This window comes from Megasphaera cerevisiae DSM 20462 (assembly GCF_001045675.1).
Taxonomy (GTDB): Bacteria; Bacillota; Negativicutes; order Veillonellales; family Megasphaeraceae; genus Megasphaera; species Megasphaera cerevisiae.
This window is the reverse complement of sequence record NZ_LEKT01000040.1, coordinates 12,037-28,162: the sequence shown is the minus strand read 5'-3', so window position 1 is coordinate 28,162 and position 16,126 is coordinate 12,037. Positions and strand designations below refer to the sequence as shown.

Sequence of the window (16,126 nt, the reverse complement as noted above, 5' to 3'; positions counted from 1 at the left end):
AATTCTGTATCCATGATTTCTAACGCACAAACCAGTGCCTCTGTGAAAATCCGCATAAACAGCTGCAATAATTTTGTTTCGCGTATGATCGCGGTATCGGATTCCTTTATTGTTTTGATAATTTCTGCTATAATATATTCCATGAGAAGACCTTCGGTTGTGATATATTTTGCTGGCTAGGCAATATATCTATTATCTAGGTCTTTTCTTTTTTTTGCAATATCTTACCGAGAACTATTTTACACTAAGCAAAAGACGGACTTTGACAGTATCAAGCCGCTATTAGAAAAATTCCGGGACAAAGACGACTTCTATAAATAAGGAGCTATGCCGGCATGGCATCAAATCAGCAATTCCATTAGATTTTACGATTGAACCGCTTCATCTATCAAAAAAAAGCTGCACTCACCAATGCAGCTTTTCAAATATACCTTCCTATACTTTTAAAACTTGTAGCCCATACCGACTTGCCAACCTTTTACATCATCATCATAATTATCCACGTCTACACTGCTTTTACGATATTTTACATGCGCATCCCAGTTGGAGGTAAAATCATACCCTACACCTACTTCATAGGTATTTACATCATCCCCTACGCCTACAGACGCAAAGCCCTGCCATTTGTCCGAAATAGGCAGCTGCCCTTTTAATCCCACTTGATAGCCGTAAGCATGCTTGCTGCTCCACGTTTCCGTTTTTACATAGGAGCCGCCTGCATATGCAGAAATATACGGAGTCAGACGATAATTTCCGGTAAGATAGTTTTCATTAATCTTAAAACCATTATCGCCTTTTGTATTATTATTAGTATATTGTATATCCCATTTATTATTCAAAACATACGTAACATCACCGCCGGTAAACCGATCCTTTGCGCTGCGGCTACCTTCCTTCTGATCAAATCCGTAGTTAATATCTGCCTTCAGATCACCTTCCTGGGGATCTCGAATCGGTGCTGCAAAGGAAACAGCATTAACAGAAACAATAGCAGCCAACACGCTGGCTAACACTATTTTTTTCATAAAAAACACCTCCAAAATTTCGCTGAAAATATCTATATTGGTTATATTATACGGTATTAAGCCGGAAAAAGCCAGTTTTTATTGTCTGACTCGTTTCAGCAGCTCCGTCCCCGCTTCGATAACATGACACATGGGAATCACCGAAAGACCCTTGTATTTTCCCTCTTTAATAATTTTCTTCATACTTTTTCCAATCTCATAATGATCTGTCGATTCCAGAACAATGGCATGATCCGTATACGGTCCATAAAACTTTGGATTGCTTGGGCCATACAGCGCAACAACGGGAACATTCTGACTGACGGCCACATGCATGGGACCACTGTCATTGGTAATAAACAGAGAGCAGCGCCGGATCGCCGCTGCCAGCTCGCCGATAGAAAAACACCCCGTTGCAACGACAGCCCGTTTTTTCATATTAGAAACGGCTTCCCGCACCATCTTCTGATCCATAGCCCCGCCAAAAAACACACATGTATATCCTGCATCAGCAAAGTAATCCGCTACGCCGGCAAACCGTTTAGCCGGCCATCGCTTCTGGGGCACTGCACTCCCTATATTAAATCCTATCAAGGCATCCTGACCGGATACTCCCTGCGACGCATAAAACTGCTCCACCGCCTGCTCCCAGGCAGGACAGGTAACTAGCTGCAGACCGTCATTGCGATAGTCCTCAATCCCCAGCTGCGCCAGCACATTAATATACATATCAGCAGCATGAAAATGTATTCTGTCCAATCGAGTGTATCGATCCATAAAAGGACGTACCAAAAAATGGCTCATACCCAAAAATTCCCGGGCATGAATAACCGCCGCTAAAAAAGATGTCCTTTCATTAGGATGAAGATTAATAAGAACATCATACCGTTGCCGGCGAAGGCGGCAGCCAATATGCCACAGAGCTCTGACAGAATTATCTCTGCCCTTCTTATCGATAGTGATTAAATGATCAATATTAGGGTTATACCGCACGACATCAGCAACTTTTTCATCCACGACAAGAGTAATATCCGACCCGCCGGCATGTCGGCGCAGAACCTGCAAAAAAGGGGTAATCAAAATCAAATCGCCAAGGTGCATCAGAAAGGTTACAATAATTTTTTTTTGTCGTAAATTAATCATTTTTTCACCTTCTTCATAACAGACTCAAATGTTTTCCACATAGCAGCTACCGTAATCTGAGACATGCAATCAGGATCATTGATTAATGGATGCTCAGCCGTCGCCCTTGATGTAGGTGAAATCATCATGTGAATATACGAACTATTCTTGCCGCCATAAGGACCCGTCCTATCCGGACAGGTAGGACCAAACAAAGCAATAAGCTCTTTTTTCAAGGCATTGGCTATGTGAAGGGGACCCGTATCGGCGCTTATATACAGTCTGGACATTGCAATGGCCGCCATGAGCTCGCGCAGACTGGTCTTTCCGGTATAATCAAAAACGTGATCGGAAGAAAGGAAGCCGGAAATTGCAGTTCCTTTGGGAATATCAGCATTGCTTCCCAGGAGCACTACGTTCATTCCCGATGCCGTCACACGGGAAAGAAAAGTCTGCCAATGCGCTACAGGCCATTCTTTAACCGTCCAGCGCGCTCCCGGAACCACCGCCAGATAATCACCGATAAGTCCGTCAGAAGCCAGACGTCCCATAATGCCGGCCCTTTCCCCGTCAATATGGGGAAGCGGAAATTCCACAGCATCAACAATACCGCCCAGGCACCGGACCGTATCCAGATACCGCTCAATAACATGACCATGCTTATTCGGTCCTGCCAAGCCCTTGCTGATCAGAAAGCTTCCTTCCCGCATTTCCCAATAACCATATTTTTCTTCTGCACCGCTGTTAAAAGCGACAACAGCACTTTTAGCCAGGCCTTGCAAATCCAAGCATAAATCAAAGTGATATCCATGTAAAATCCGACGCAGTTCCCGCCAATACGTCAAAGAGGAAAGGCGTTTTTTATCAATATATACCACATCATCAATATACGGCTTGCCCGGCAGCACTGGAGAAAAAGCAGGATGCACCGCCCATACAATACGCGCTTCAGGACAATTTTCCCGCAGCGCGTATACTGTCGGCAGTGCATGAAGCACATCACCTAGCGAGCTCATTTTAATAATGAGTATATTTTTATATGCTTTCACGGCCGTTCCTTTCTTCTATAATGGATCGGACAAAGACGTCAAGCCGTCCTCCTGTAAAAAGGTATCCGTGCATACCAGCATGCTCACCACAAGCCACATCACGGGGCATGTCTCCGATCATAAAAGACTGAGACAAATCCAGATCATAGTCGGCAGCGGCCTGAAGCACCATGCCGGGAGCAGGCTTGCGCCATGTGCTTTTTCTATTGTACTGTGCCAGCGGCGCGCCCTCCAGATAAGGGCAATAATACACGGCAGTAATTATGCCGCCGGCTCTCCGCACCTCTCTACACATCCAGCGGTGCAGTATTTTGACATCTTCTTCCGTATAATAACCGCGAGCAACGCCGCTTTGATTGGTTACCACAATAATAGCATATCCCAAATCAGTCAGGTATTCCAGCGCACGCAGTGCCCCTTCTATCCATTCAAAATCCTTGATATGTCCCAGATACCCCTTATCTACATTAAGAACTCCGTCGCGATCAAAAAAGACGGCCTTTCTCATTCGTAATATCCATCGCTTTTTTCCAATATCCGGCAATATTCCTTTACTGCCTCATTTAAAAGAGTAAAGCCGCGGTCATATCCGGCCCTCATCAGCTTAGTCGTATCCGCCTGAGTATAACTTTGGTATTTTCCCTTTAAAATCTCTGGAAAAGGAACGTATTCAATTGCGCCTTTACCACAATAGGAAATAATCCCCTGCACAAATTCGTTGAACGAATGACCTTCCCCGGTCCCGCAATTATAAATTCCCCGCAGCTCCGGATGTTCCCAAAAATAAAAAATAACATTGACAACATCTTTTACATAAATGAAATCACGAATCTGCCCACCGTTTTCATAGCCTGCAGTTCCTTCAAATAATGTGATCTTACTGGTCTTCTGCAGCTCATGATATTTCTGATAAATGAGAGATGCCATGCGATCCTTATGATTCTCCTGGGGCCCAAATACATTGAAGTATCTAAAGCCTACGATTTGACTTTTGGCCAGAGGCAGTAGCTGCCGCACAAACCGGTCAAACTGAAGCTTTGAATAGGCATACGGATTAAGTGCCTGTTCACACTGCGGATCTTCACGAAACCCATTTTTTCCGCTACCGTAGGTTGAGGCCGATGAGGCATACAGAAAAGGAATATTCCGATGCATGCAGTATCGCAGTAAATTTTTACTGCCTTCATAATTATTCTTCATCATATATCGGCCATTATAATTCATCGTATCGGAGCAAGCTCCTTCATGAAATACGACATCAATGTAACCACAGTCAAAGGTGTCTTCCGCCATTTCCATGTCAAAATCTTCATAATCCATATAATCGTAAAAGGAAAGTCCTTGTAAATTACGGCATTTCCGGCCATCTGTCAAATCATCAACGACAAGAATATCCCTGATGCCCCGATTATTCAATTGCCTTACTATATTGCTGCCGATAAATCCGGCACCGCCCGTTACTATTTTCATAATTGTCCCTTCTTTACTAAATCTGCTATTTTTTGTACAAGACCTGTCGTAGAATATCCTTCTTCAAATGATATAATTTCCACCCGCTTGACAGATTCGCGTCCGATAACTTCATCGGCCTTATAATCGCCGCCCTTGACAAGAATATCCGGATGCAGTACCTCAAGAAGTTCCTTAGGTGTATCTTCAGAAAAGACAACCACTTCATCCACACAGGCCAGCGCGCTTAGGAGAACCGCCCGATCTTCCTGCTTGACCAACGGTCGGGTCTCTCCTTTCAAACGCCGCACAGAATCATCTCCATTGAGTCCGACAACCAAATGCTGTCCCAGCATAGCTGCCTGCTGTAAATACAATACATGACCTCTGTGAAGTATATCAAAGCAGCCATTTGTAAAAACGACCGTTTCGCCCTTTTTCTGCCATTCACGAATTTTAGATGCCGTTTCCTCCCAGGTCAGTGCTTTGTATGGAGTCCAGCGATTAGGCTGCCATTCATTCCATAAATTCAGCAGTTCACTGCGATGAATCGGATAGGTACCGACCTTGGCAACAACAATGCCAGCAGCAGCATTGGCAATCTGCAGGCCCATGCGAATAGAGAGATGACCAGCAATCGCCGAAAGAAAAGCCGCAGCAACAGTATCCCCGGCACCGGAAACATCGAATACTTCCTGCGCCGTTGCCGGATTATTCCAGACCTTGCCATCCCTTCCGATAACCGTAATTCCTTTTTCAGAACGTGTCACCATGAGATGACCAAAATCATACATTTCATGCAGACTGCGGGCAGCTGCTACAACGGCAGACCCTTCATTAGCAATCGTATATCCTGCGCAATCACTGAGTTCCTTTATATTAGGCGTAACGAAATCAGCACCATTATATTTAGTCCAGTCGCTGCCCTTAGGATCGACAAGAACCGGTACACCTGCCCGCCGCGCCGCCTCAATAACCTGCCGGGATACCGTATCCGTCAACACACCTTTTTTATAATCAGATAAAATAATGCCGTCTAAACCGTCTGCTATACGCTGTTCCAGCCATGCAGCCAGCCGTTCTTCTTCCGGCACGGAAAAAGCGGTGCTTTCTTCAAAATCAAGGCGGACCATCTGCTGGCGTGCGCCGAGAATTCGCATTTTAGTAGTCGTCGCATGTCCTTTACGAGCAATAAGCCCCGTTCCGTCAATATGGGCCTCCTGTAAAAGACGCAGCAACAGCGCGGCATTATCATCATCGCCTACCAAGCCTGCCAGATAGACCTGACAATCTAAATGAGCCAAGTTAGATGCTACATTGGCTGCACCGCCTAAAACCGATGAAATATGATCCACCTTATTGACCGGAACAGGCGCTTCTGGAGAAATGCGCTCTACTCTGCCGAAAACATACCGGTCTACCATCACATCGCCAATAACGGCAATACGCAAAATTGGCAATATATCATTCAAAAAACGATCAATATAATTTTCTGTCATGCTGCTTCCTCTATTCCCGTCTATGTATTCTCTTTCTTTCCCTTATTTCCCATCAGATAATTCAACTCAGCCATAAAGCTGTCCAAATCAGCAAACTGACGGTAGACGGAAGCAAAACGTATGTAAGCCACTTCATCAATATTCTTCAGCTCTTCCAAAACCATTTCGCCGATCTTTTCACTGGTGACTTCCTGAGCTAAGGTATTGCGTATATTGCGTTCCACTCTCAACACAACATCATCAAGCTGATGGCGTGTAACCATTCGTTTATTGCAAGCCCGCAACAGGCCGTTTAATATCTTGTTCCGATCAAAAAGCTCCCGGCTGCCGGTCTTCTTAATGACCACCAAAGGAACTTCTTCAACCATTTCATACGTAGTAAAACGGCGGCTGCAGCTCTGACATTCCCGGCGGCGGCGAATTGCCTTTCCGTCATCAGTTGCCCGTGAGTCTGTTACTTTGGTATCATCACTTTTGCAAAATGGGCATCTCATGTATCTTCCTCCTCAAGCTTGAAATGAAGACTTTTAAAAAAAAGCGGGTCCGCCAGGATCCGCTTTTTCGTTTGCTGCTTATCTCATCCACGTAGGAATTTCCACGCCACTTGTTTCCTTGGAATCACCGGCTTTTGCACTGCCATTCTGACCAAAGGAAGGAATGGAAGATGGTTCCCTGCCAAATCCCGTAGCAACCACGGTAATGCGGATAGAGTCTTCCATATCCGGATCAATAACGGAACCAAAAATAATATTAGCATCCGGATCCACCGCTTCCGCGATTTTTTCAGCTGCTTCATTGATTTCATACAGACTGATATCCGGCCCGCCCGTAACATTGAGCAGAATGCTCTGCGCTCCATCAATCCCTGTTTCCAGAAGCGCACTGTGAATAGCCCCATCAACGGCTTCGACAGCACGATTTTCACCGGAACCTACACCAATACCCATAATAGCTTCGCCCTGATCGGCCATGATCGTCTTCACATCAGCAAAATCAAGGTTAATCAGTCCTGTTGTCGTAATCAAATCGGATATCCCCTGTACCCCCTGGCGAAGCACGTCATCGGCTACCAGGAACGCGTCCTTAAGAGGCGTCTTTTTATCAATAATTTGAAGCAATTTATCATTTGGGATCGTAATGATCGTATCTACTTTTTCCTTTAAATAAGCAGCGCCTTTTTCAGCCTGTTCCTTACGGCGTTTTCCCTCAAAGGAAAATGGCTTGGTAACAACAGCAACTGTCAAGGCCCCCATTTCCTTTGCACATTCTGCAACGATAGGAGCAGCTCCCGTACCCGTACCGCCGCCCATACCGGCAGTAACAAATACCATATCAGCCCCTTGAAGAGCTTTGATAATTTCTTCCTTGCTTTCAAGAGCGGCCTGTTCTCCAATAGAAGGATTGGCACCAGCTCCGAGACCACGTGTCAGTTTTTCGCCAATTTGGATTTTAACATCAGCCTTGGATATTTCCAATACCTGATCTTCCGTATTTACAGAAATGAACTGGACTCCCTGCAAACCGCTTTCTATCATACGGTTGACCGCGTTATTACCGCCTCCACCGACACCAATTACCTTTATATTCGCAAACTCTGCCATATCCATTCTTCCTCCTTAAACCTCGTTTAACACATCTGTGCAGATAGGATTCTATATCATTTTACACTATATCCGAAAAATTATCTACATCTTTTTAAAAAACTTTCCCCGTACCGCATCAAGCAGGCTGACACTATGCCAACCTGCCTGATGCTTCTGAGGAGCATATTTATTTATTCTTTACCCGCGGGGCCTTAACATCTGTATCAATGTACTGTACCGATAAATTATTATTTTTCACTTCCTGCAGAAGCTCTTCTGTAATCGCGGCCCGTTCTAACGGATTATCTCCTTTTTCCAAATGGATAGGCAAAGAATCACTTGTATACGCGATAACCTGATTGGGATTTCCCACATTTACTTCCGCAATGGTCTGCAATATATATGGCGGCAGAGCCTGCAAATAATCCATAGCTGCATGGATGGGTCCGTCGCTTATCGTATCACCCAATAAAAGAGTATCCACCTTTTTGCCGGTTATGATCGGAACAGATACGCCTTTGATCTGCGGACCCAGTTCGATCACCGTACCCGTTTGATCTATATATGCAAATCCATACATAGTCGTAATAACAGCAGCCGCTTTGCGTTCCTTCATAGTAATGCGGATAGTAGCCGGAAATTCCCGTTCGACACGAGCGTCAGCAATACGCAAATCCTTTTGAAGCCGTTCCTGAATTTTATCTGGAGCCAGCTGAATAACATTCACATGATCGCCTACCCCGCAGGCACGATATACGTCTTCAAAGGACATGGCATCATTGCCATCTACAATAAGTGCTCCAAAAGGAACGGGCGCCAGTCGAAAAAACAGCCATAAAAGAAAAACAATCAATCCCGCGGCGATTGCCCAAAGGCGCCGTTGTCTGTTTTTGCGCTTTTTTTTTCGTATTTTTTCCCGTTTTTCTCCGCGAACCATACGGTGAACAAGCCGCCGTTCTTCTTCCCGTGAACCCTCCTGCTGTTCCAGGTCCGATACATAAAGCGGATCATCTTCAAGATGAGGAGGAATAAATACATCACCGGTTTCAGGATGAGACACTGCCTGTTTCTGCCTCGACGAATGTGAATTTATATCTGGTGAAAACAAAAATCTGTCATGTATTTCTTTCTTCATCATATAATCCCATCTAAAAATATATTAAAATTTACCGATAGAAGCTTCCAGCAAAATTTTTTCACATAAATCATCAAAAGAAAGTCCCATGGCTCTTGCCGCATCCGGCACAAGACTGGTCGCCGTCATGCCCGGAACCGTATTGATTTCCAGAACAAAAGGATGCCCCTCCCGATCAGTCATCAAATCGACACGAGACACACCGCTGCAATGACATAAATGAAATACCTTTAAAGCCAAATTCTGCATATGTTCCGTCAATTCACCGGATATAGGCGCCGGACAGAGATGCTGTGTCACCCCCGGAGTATATTTGGCATAATAATCATATTTTCCCGTACTGGGAACAATCTGAATAATGGGAAATGCCACATCATCCATCACCGCTACAGTAAATTCATCACCGTCAATAAAAGCTTCGGCAATAATTGACTTTCCATATATAAAAGCTTCTTCCAAAGCCGCCCGTATTTCGGCTGGTGAGCGAACCACAACCGTCCCGATCGTAGAACCCTGTCCGGCTGATTTAATAACCACAGGAAAATCAAATTGTTCTATAATATTTTCCGTAATCCCGTCAAGGCCTTGTGATGCAAAATAATACGCAAAAGGAGCGGTAGCAATACCGGCACCTTGAAAGGCGCATTTACTGATAACCTTATTCATTCCAACGGCACTGGCCATTACACCCGGACCGGTATAAGGCATTCCCATCATTTCACACATTCCCTGAAGAACCCCGTCTTCGCCATACCGTCCATGAAGGGCATTAAATACGACATCAATATTTTTTTTCTTCAATTCATCTGCTAAACGATGCGGTACGAGCTCAAGCATTTCCGTATGATAGCCCTTATGTTCCAGCGCATTGGCAATGGCAGTACCGGTATTGCGCGAGACTTCTGCTTCTGTCGAAGGCCCTCCTACGATAACAGCGATTTTTTTGTTTTTCATATCTTCCATTTTACGGCTCCATTTCCTTTGCTGCGGCAAGATATCGTTCGCCGACCTGATAAATATCTCCGGCGCCCATTGTAATAATCAAATCGAGCGGTCGGGAATTTTCTTTTAAATAACGAACCAAATCATTCTTATCCGGGATGTAGGTTACGTCCTGCCCTGTCATTTCCTTGACTTTATCAGCAATCAATTGTCCTGAAACTCCCGGAATAGGATCCTCACCAGCACTGTAAACATCCGTCACAATCAGTTTATCTGCCTGAATAAAAGCCCTGCCATATTGACGGAGAAGCAGCTTTGTCCTTGTGTATCGGTGGGGCTGAAAAAGACACACTACACGATGTGTACCCATATCACGGGCGGCCGTAAGTGTCGCATTGATTTCCGTTGGATGATGCGCATAATCATCGACAACCCATACATCTCCCACAAAACCCTTCGTCTGAAACCGACGTTTGGCACCATGAAAATGAGAAAGAGCTAAGGAAATTTTTTCAAACGGAATCCGGCAGGCCCGCGCCACCGCCGTCGTTGCCAGAGCATTCAGCACATTGTGCCGCCCAGGCACATTCAGCTGCATAGCTCCCAGCATTTTCTGATGCAAATAGACATCAAAATGGAGTTTCCCCTGGATATAATGAAGATTCGCAGCCTGATAATCTGCTGGCTGCTCAATTCCATAGGTTACATATTTTCGTTTCAAATGCGGGGCCAGGTCACGGATTTTATCGTTTTCAAAACAAAGTACGGCAAGGCCTTCTTCCGTATCCAGTTTCTGAATAAATTCCCTGAAAGCCTCAATGACATTATCCAGAGACCCGTAATGATCCATATGATCCGCATCAATATTGGTGACGACGGCAATATACGGTTTTTGTTTCAAAAAGGTCCCATCGCTTTCGTCAGCTTCGGCAATCACATACTCGCCCCGGCCTAAAATGGAATTGCTGTGCAGATAGTCGACCTCACCGCCGATAACTAAGGTTGGATCCATACCGCTCTCCTCAAAAACCTGTCCCAACATGGAAGATGTTGTCGTCTTTCCATGCGCCCCGGCAACAGAAATCCCTTTTCCCCAGCTCATAATATGCACCAGTGCATCAGAACGATGTATTACCGGAATATGCCGGCGCCGCGCTTCAACCACTTCAGCATTATTGTCCCGGATTGCCGACGAAACCACCACTACCTCCGCATCCTGAAGATTTTCAGCACATTGGCCAATGCAAATACGTGCGCCTTGTCCGGCAAAACGATCCGTAACAGCCGATTGTTTTAAATCCGACCCGGATACATGATATCCCTTTTCCATAAAAATATTAGCAATTGCTCTCATGCCTGCACCGGCAATGCCGATAAAATGAATGTTTTTTACGTTATCGAGATTTACCATACTCTTACACACCCTTCTTCGCGTCCGCATTACGCCGGCGCGCAATAGACAAGGCCAGTTCGGCGATAGCACGTGCCGCCTGCGGCTTGCCCATCGATTTACTAGCTTTCGTCATATTTTCCAGTGCCTTCGGGTTTTCCTTCAAATGAAGAATTTCTTCCAGAAGATCTCTTCCCGTAAGCATTTTATCAAGAATCATTTTAGCCGCCCCGCACATGACAAGAGCCTGCGCATTATAACGCTGATGATCCTCTGCCGCATAAGGATAGGGAATTAAAATAGATGGCACCCCCCGCACCGCAAGTTCTGCCAAACCTACGGCACCGGCTCGGTATACCGCCAAATCAGCAGCTGCCAATGCTGCCGGCATATCATGAAGATACGGAATAATCCGGCTTCCCTGCCCATACCGGCCCTTTCTGTCTATGCCGTCAAGCTGCTTGATCACCCGATCATATTCATGATCTCCCGTGATATGAAGAATCTGAATATCATCAATATCTTTAAAATATTTATGTACCTCAATCATTGCTGTATTAATACTGCGGGCACCGCGGCTGCCGCCGGCAACCAGTAGAGTAAATTTATCGGGTTCCAGCCCTAAAGCACCCCGTCCTTCCTCACGCGATACGGTAAGAATATCCTGGCGCACCGGATTGCCAGTATACACAAGGACATCTTTATTCTTAAAACGGCCCGCCGCTTCACGATATCCCAAGGCAATACGATTGACAAATTTGCTCAGAATCGTATTGGTGACTCCCGGGATGACATTTTGTTCTTGTACAAGAGTGGGAATGCCGCTCAAGCTGGCAGCCAGCAGGACAGGTCCGCACACAAAGCCGCCTGTACCGATGACCACATCCGGCTTAAATCGATGTATAATCGCTTCCGCCTTAATCAAACTGGCAGCGGTCTTCCCTAACGTAATAAAATTACGAAAAGAAAGCTTGCGTTCCAGCCCCCGCACATCCAAGGTAACAAAAGGTAATCCTTCCTTTGGAATTAATGTATTTTCCAGGCCTGTTTTAGAACCGACATAGAGAAATTCTGTCGGCTCTATCTCAGCAATTGCCCTGGCAATCGTAATTGCTGGATAGATATGTCCGCCTGTTCCGCCTCCGGAAATAATCACTCGACGCATGTTCTTTCCTCCCTGCTCAAATCAAATTCATTTTTTCTATATTGCGTTTACTATTCCTTTGAACACACGTCCGCGCTGTTCGAAATTATCATACATATCAAAGCTGGAACAAGCCGGTGACAATAAAACGGACTGTGGTGCCGTCGCAATACTGCGAGCCAGCATAACGGCCCCTTCCATACTATATCCAGTACGGCGAATATCGGTAATTCCTGCTTTTTTTGCCGCTTCTTCAAACCGATCTGCCGCAGCACCGATCAAAATCAGTGTATCTACTTTTTCAGCTGCCAATTTCATGAAGTCGTCAAGAGGTGTCATTTTATCATGTCCGCCGGCAATAAGAATAAGATGCCCAGAAAAAGCCTGCAGCGCCTTAATAGCTGCATCTGTATTCGTCGCCTTGGAATCGTTATAATACACAACATCATGAATAGTTCGTACTTTTTCCAGACGATGCTCCACCCCTTTGAAGTTCTTCAGAACAGCCCGGATAATATCAACCGGTGTACCAACAGCATAAGCCATCAAGGCTGCCGCCAGACAATTTTGAATATTATGCTTGCCAAAAAGGTGCAGGTCCTGTTCTTTGCAAATGAGTGTATCTTTCCCCTGCATCCGAAGAACAAGTTCCTCATTTTTGCTGAATGCCCCGACGGGCACTTCTTCCTGAGTGGAAAAATACCAAACAGTTCCGGTCATATCGCCGGCCATCTTCCGTACCCGGTCATCATCATAATTTAACACAGCACAATCATGCTTGTCCTGATTACGAAAAATTCGTTCCTTCGCAGCTGCATAAGCCTCCATTGTATGGTGGCGGTCCAAATGATCTGGCGTAATATTCAAAATCACCGCGGCCCTGGTTTTCATCGTTTGCGTAAATTCAAGCTGAAAGCTAGATAGCTCTGCTACAACGACAGAGCCGGCCGGCAAATCCTCAGCCTGTTCAGAAAGACCAATCCCTATATTGCCGCCAACAACAGTCTGCCGGCCGGCAGACTTCATGATTTCACCTAAAAGCGTCGTCGTCGTCGTTTTGCCATTAGTACCTGTGACACCTAATATATCGGCATTCGTAAGTCGGCTGGCAACCTCCACTTCACTCCATATAGGAATATGACGGCTGACAGCCGCTTTCATAATGGGGATTTCCGGGGAAATAACAGGTGACGGCACAACAATATCCACGCCATCCAAAAGAGATTCCTCCTGACTGCCGAAAACAAGTCGTACACCCTTTGCAGCCATGTCCGGCCAGGGAAACTCGGTGACATCAACCGGACGCAGATCATTGAGCACGACTGTGCCGCCATGCTTGACAAGTGCCAAAGACGCCGCCTTTCCACTGATGCCAGCGCCGATGACCAAAAGTTTTTTTCCGGAAAAATCCATTATACTCATTACAAACACCCACTTTGTGCGTACAAATGAACAAACAATTTATTATTTAGTTGACAGAACAACAACGATAGCAAATATCGCCATCATAGCAGAAAAACTCCAAAATACAGTAACTACTTTTACTTCACTCCATCCTGACAATTCAAAATGATGATGGATGGGACTCATCTTAAAAACTCGCACCCCCCGCGTCTTAAAGGAAACAACCTGTATAATAACAGACAGTGCCTCAATCACATACAAGCCCCCTGCTATGATCAGCAGTAATTCCGTTTTGGTCAAAATAGCCATAGCAGCCAATGCGCCGCCTAAGGCCAACGAACCTGTATCTCCCATAAACATCTTAGCCGGATGCTGATTATAAAACAAAAAGCCCAGGCAGGCGCCTGTAAGAGCGGCACTGAATATGGCAAAATTACTATATCCCAAGGCAACAGAAATGACAACGTAGGCAACAGAGGTAATAGCACAGGAACCTGCAGCCAGACCATCCAAGCCATCCGTCAAATTGACGGCATTACTGGTGCCGACTATCATGATAAACACGAATACATAGTAAAAAAATCCCAGATCAATATTCCAGGAAGTAAACGGAATCCACAACGTGGTAGGAAATTGCAGAAATTCTTTCAGGATAAAACAGAACACCGCAGCCATAATAAATTGACCGAGAAGTTTTTGCTTTGCCGTCAGACCTAGATTACGGCGTTTCACCGCCTTGATACCGTCATCAAGAAATCCTATCACACCATGCCCCAATGTCAAAAATAATGCCAACCCTTTACGCAGATCCATCGGATTGAACACTAGACAGGATACGACGAGGGCCGCCAAAATGAGGATACCACCCATGGTAGGCGTACCTGCTTTGTATTTATGGCTTTCCGGTCCCTCTGCCCGCTCTGATTGACGGGCATGAAATTTTTTCAGCTCTCTGATAATGACCGGACCCAGGATCAACGCAATGATTAAGCTGACAGCAAATCCAAAAATCAGCGTATTTAACATTCACATTACTTCCTTTCGAAATATGGCAGGATTTTCTCCATTTTAAATCCCCGCGACCCTTTAACGAGGACGGTATCACCCGGTTTGATAACAGATTGCAGACGCTGCGCCGCCTCTTCATGCGTAGTCACAGTGTATACATTTTTCATGCCGCTCTGCCGGGCAGCCGCCGCAATATATCCGGCAGGTTCACCTAACGTGATAAGGATATCCATTCCTTCTTCCGCTATTTCCCTGCCGATTTTTTCATGCTCCTGCTGTGTCCAGTCCCCCAGTTCCAGCATGCCTCCGAGAACAAGCAGTTTCCGCCCTTTCGTCAAAAGAGCCAGTGAACGAACCGCCTCTGTCATAGACGCCGGATTGGCGTTATAGGCATCATTGATAAAGGTATACGGGCCCATGCGCAGCAATTCCTGACGCATGGCAGTTCCTTTATATTCCGCCAGTCCCTTCTGCATTTGATATTCGCTGAGGCCCACAATGCGCCCTACCGCAACGGCAGCCAGCGAATTATATACATTATGTTCACCAATACCGGCTACATGTGCTTCAAACATTTGGTCAAAGCAGCGGCAGGTAAAGCGAATTCCCTTCTCATTGCACACAACCCTGTCAGCTCGGATAGGAGCATTGCTTTCGATTCCATAGCCAACCACCTTTCCTTTACATGCATCAGCCATAGCTGCCACAAAAGGATCATCCTGATTCAAAACGGCAATGCCGTTTTCATTGAGTGACTGAACCAGCTCACATTTAGCCTTCGCTATATTTTCCTGTGAGCCCAGCAGTTCAATATGACTTTTTCCAACATTGGTCACAACGCCAATAGTAGGCTCGGCAATCGCGGACAGTTCAGCGATCTGTCCCAGACCACGCATGCCCATTTCCACGACACAGGCCTCATATTCCGAGGTAAGTTGGAGTAGCGTACGGGGCAGTCCAATTTCATTATTGAAATTTTTTTCAGTTTGCAGCACGCGGAATTTTTGTGAAAGAACGGTAGAAATCATATTTCTAGTTGAAGTTTTACCTACAGATCCTGTTACTGCAATAACGGGGATGGCAAACCGGCGGCGATGAAATCGAGCCAGATTCTGATACGCCCTGCGTGTATCCCGCACTAAAAACACGGCAGCCGGGATCTGTGCATACTCCTCCCGTTCTTCTGAGACAATAACCCCGGCAGCACCCTTTTCAACCGCCTGGCGGATAAAATTATGCCCGTCAAAATTTTCTCCCTTGAGGGCAACGAACAAAGAGCCTGCTTCGATAGTTCGTGTATCTGTATCTACCTGGGAAAAATTCAGACCCGGTGAAACAGAAAACAACAGCCTGCCCTCTGTTGCCCGTTCTACTTCCGGAATCGTAAATGCTGCCAT

General features: G+C 45.7%; 15 protein-coding genes. All 15 read right to left on the bottom strand.

What is annotated here, in order from left to right:
- Positions 1-443 precede the first annotated feature (443 nt).
- Entirely contained in the window at positions 444-1,025 is a 582-nt protein-coding gene (locus tag AB840_RS10895; protein WP_048514876.1) for an outer membrane beta-barrel protein, read from the bottom strand.
- A 78-nt stretch (positions 1,026-1,103) separates the two neighbouring features.
- Entirely contained in the window at positions 1,104-2,147 is a 1,044-nt protein-coding gene (locus AB840_RS10890; RefSeq protein WP_048514875.1) for a glycosyltransferase family 9 protein, read from the bottom strand.
- Positions 2,144-3,175: a glycosyltransferase family 9 protein gene (locus AB840_RS10885; protein WP_048514874.1), complete on the bottom strand. Its 1,032-nt coding sequence runs from the start codon at positions 3,173-3,175 to the stop codon at positions 2,144-2,146. Before AB840_RS10885 ends, AB840_RS10890 begins: the two co-directional genes overlap by 4 nt.
- Positions 3,162-3,683, bottom strand: a complete 522-nt coding sequence (locus AB840_RS10880; protein WP_048514873.1) for a D-glycero-alpha-D-manno-heptose-1,7-bisphosphate 7-phosphatase — start codon at positions 3,681-3,683, stop codon at positions 3,162-3,164. Before AB840_RS10880 ends, AB840_RS10885 begins: the two co-directional genes overlap by 14 nt.
- Positions 3,680-4,645 (bottom strand): ADP-glyceromanno-heptose 6-epimerase, encoded by a 966-nt coding sequence (gene rfaD / locus AB840_RS10875; protein ID WP_048514872.1) that lies wholly within the window; start codon positions 4,643-4,645, stop codon positions 3,680-3,682. The genes AB840_RS10880 and rfaD overlap by 4 nt, the downstream gene beginning before the upstream one ends.
- On the bottom strand, positions 4,642-6,123 hold the full coding sequence (gene rfaE1 / locus AB840_RS10870) for a D-glycero-beta-D-manno-heptose-7-phosphate kinase (RefSeq protein WP_048514871.1): 1,482 nt from the start codon (positions 6,121-6,123) through the stop codon (positions 4,642-4,644). The genes rfaD and rfaE1 overlap by 4 nt, the downstream gene beginning before the upstream one ends.
- Positions 6,124-6,143: 20 nt before the next feature.
- Entirely contained in the window at positions 6,144-6,617 is a 474-nt protein-coding gene (gene nrdR / locus AB840_RS10865) for a transcriptional regulator NrdR (protein WP_048514870.1), read from the bottom strand.
- A gap of 78 nt (positions 6,618-6,695) precedes the next feature.
- On the bottom strand, positions 6,696-7,724 hold the full coding sequence (gene ftsZ / locus AB840_RS10860) for a cell division protein FtsZ (protein WP_048514879.1): 1,029 nt from the start codon (positions 7,722-7,724) through the stop codon (positions 6,696-6,698).
- A gap of 169 nt (positions 7,725-7,893) precedes the next feature.
- Entirely contained in the window at positions 7,894-8,844 is a 951-nt protein-coding gene (locus AB840_RS10855) for a cell division protein FtsQ/DivIB (protein WP_234984926.1), read from the bottom strand.
- Between the two features lie 21 nt (positions 8,845-8,865).
- Complete coding sequence (locus AB840_RS10850) at positions 8,866-9,804, bottom strand: D-alanine--D-alanine ligase family protein (protein ID WP_048514869.1); 939 nt, start codon at positions 9,802-9,804, stop codon at positions 8,866-8,868.
- 1 nt (position 9,805) lies between these two features.
- Complete coding sequence (gene murC / locus AB840_RS10845) at positions 9,806-11,194, bottom strand: UDP-N-acetylmuramate--L-alanine ligase (RefSeq protein ID WP_048514868.1); 1,389 nt, start codon at positions 11,192-11,194, stop codon at positions 9,806-9,808.
- A 4-nt stretch (positions 11,195-11,198) separates the two neighbouring features.
- Entirely contained in the window at positions 11,199-12,338 is a 1,140-nt protein-coding gene (gene murG, locus AB840_RS10840; RefSeq protein WP_048514867.1) for an undecaprenyldiphospho-muramoylpentapeptide beta-N-acetylglucosaminyltransferase, read from the bottom strand.
- 36 nt (positions 12,339-12,374) lie between these two features.
- Positions 12,375-13,739 (bottom strand): UDP-N-acetylmuramoyl-L-alanine--D-glutamate ligase, encoded by a 1,365-nt coding sequence (murD, locus tag AB840_RS10835; RefSeq protein ID WP_048514866.1) that lies wholly within the window; start codon positions 13,737-13,739, stop codon positions 12,375-12,377.
- Between the two features lie 42 nt (positions 13,740-13,781).
- Positions 13,782-14,747 carry a phospho-N-acetylmuramoyl-pentapeptide-transferase gene (mraY, locus tag AB840_RS10830; protein ID WP_048514865.1) on the bottom strand — a complete coding sequence of 322 codons (966 nt, stop codon included), beginning with the start codon at positions 14,745-14,747 and terminating at the stop codon, positions 13,782-13,784.
- Positions 14,748-14,752: 5 nt separating this feature from the next.
- Positions 14,753-16,126, bottom strand: coding sequence for a UDP-N-acetylmuramoyl-tripeptide--D-alanyl-D-alanine ligase (locus AB840_RS10825; RefSeq protein ID WP_048514864.1), 1,374 nt, complete (start codon positions 16,124-16,126; stop codon positions 14,753-14,755).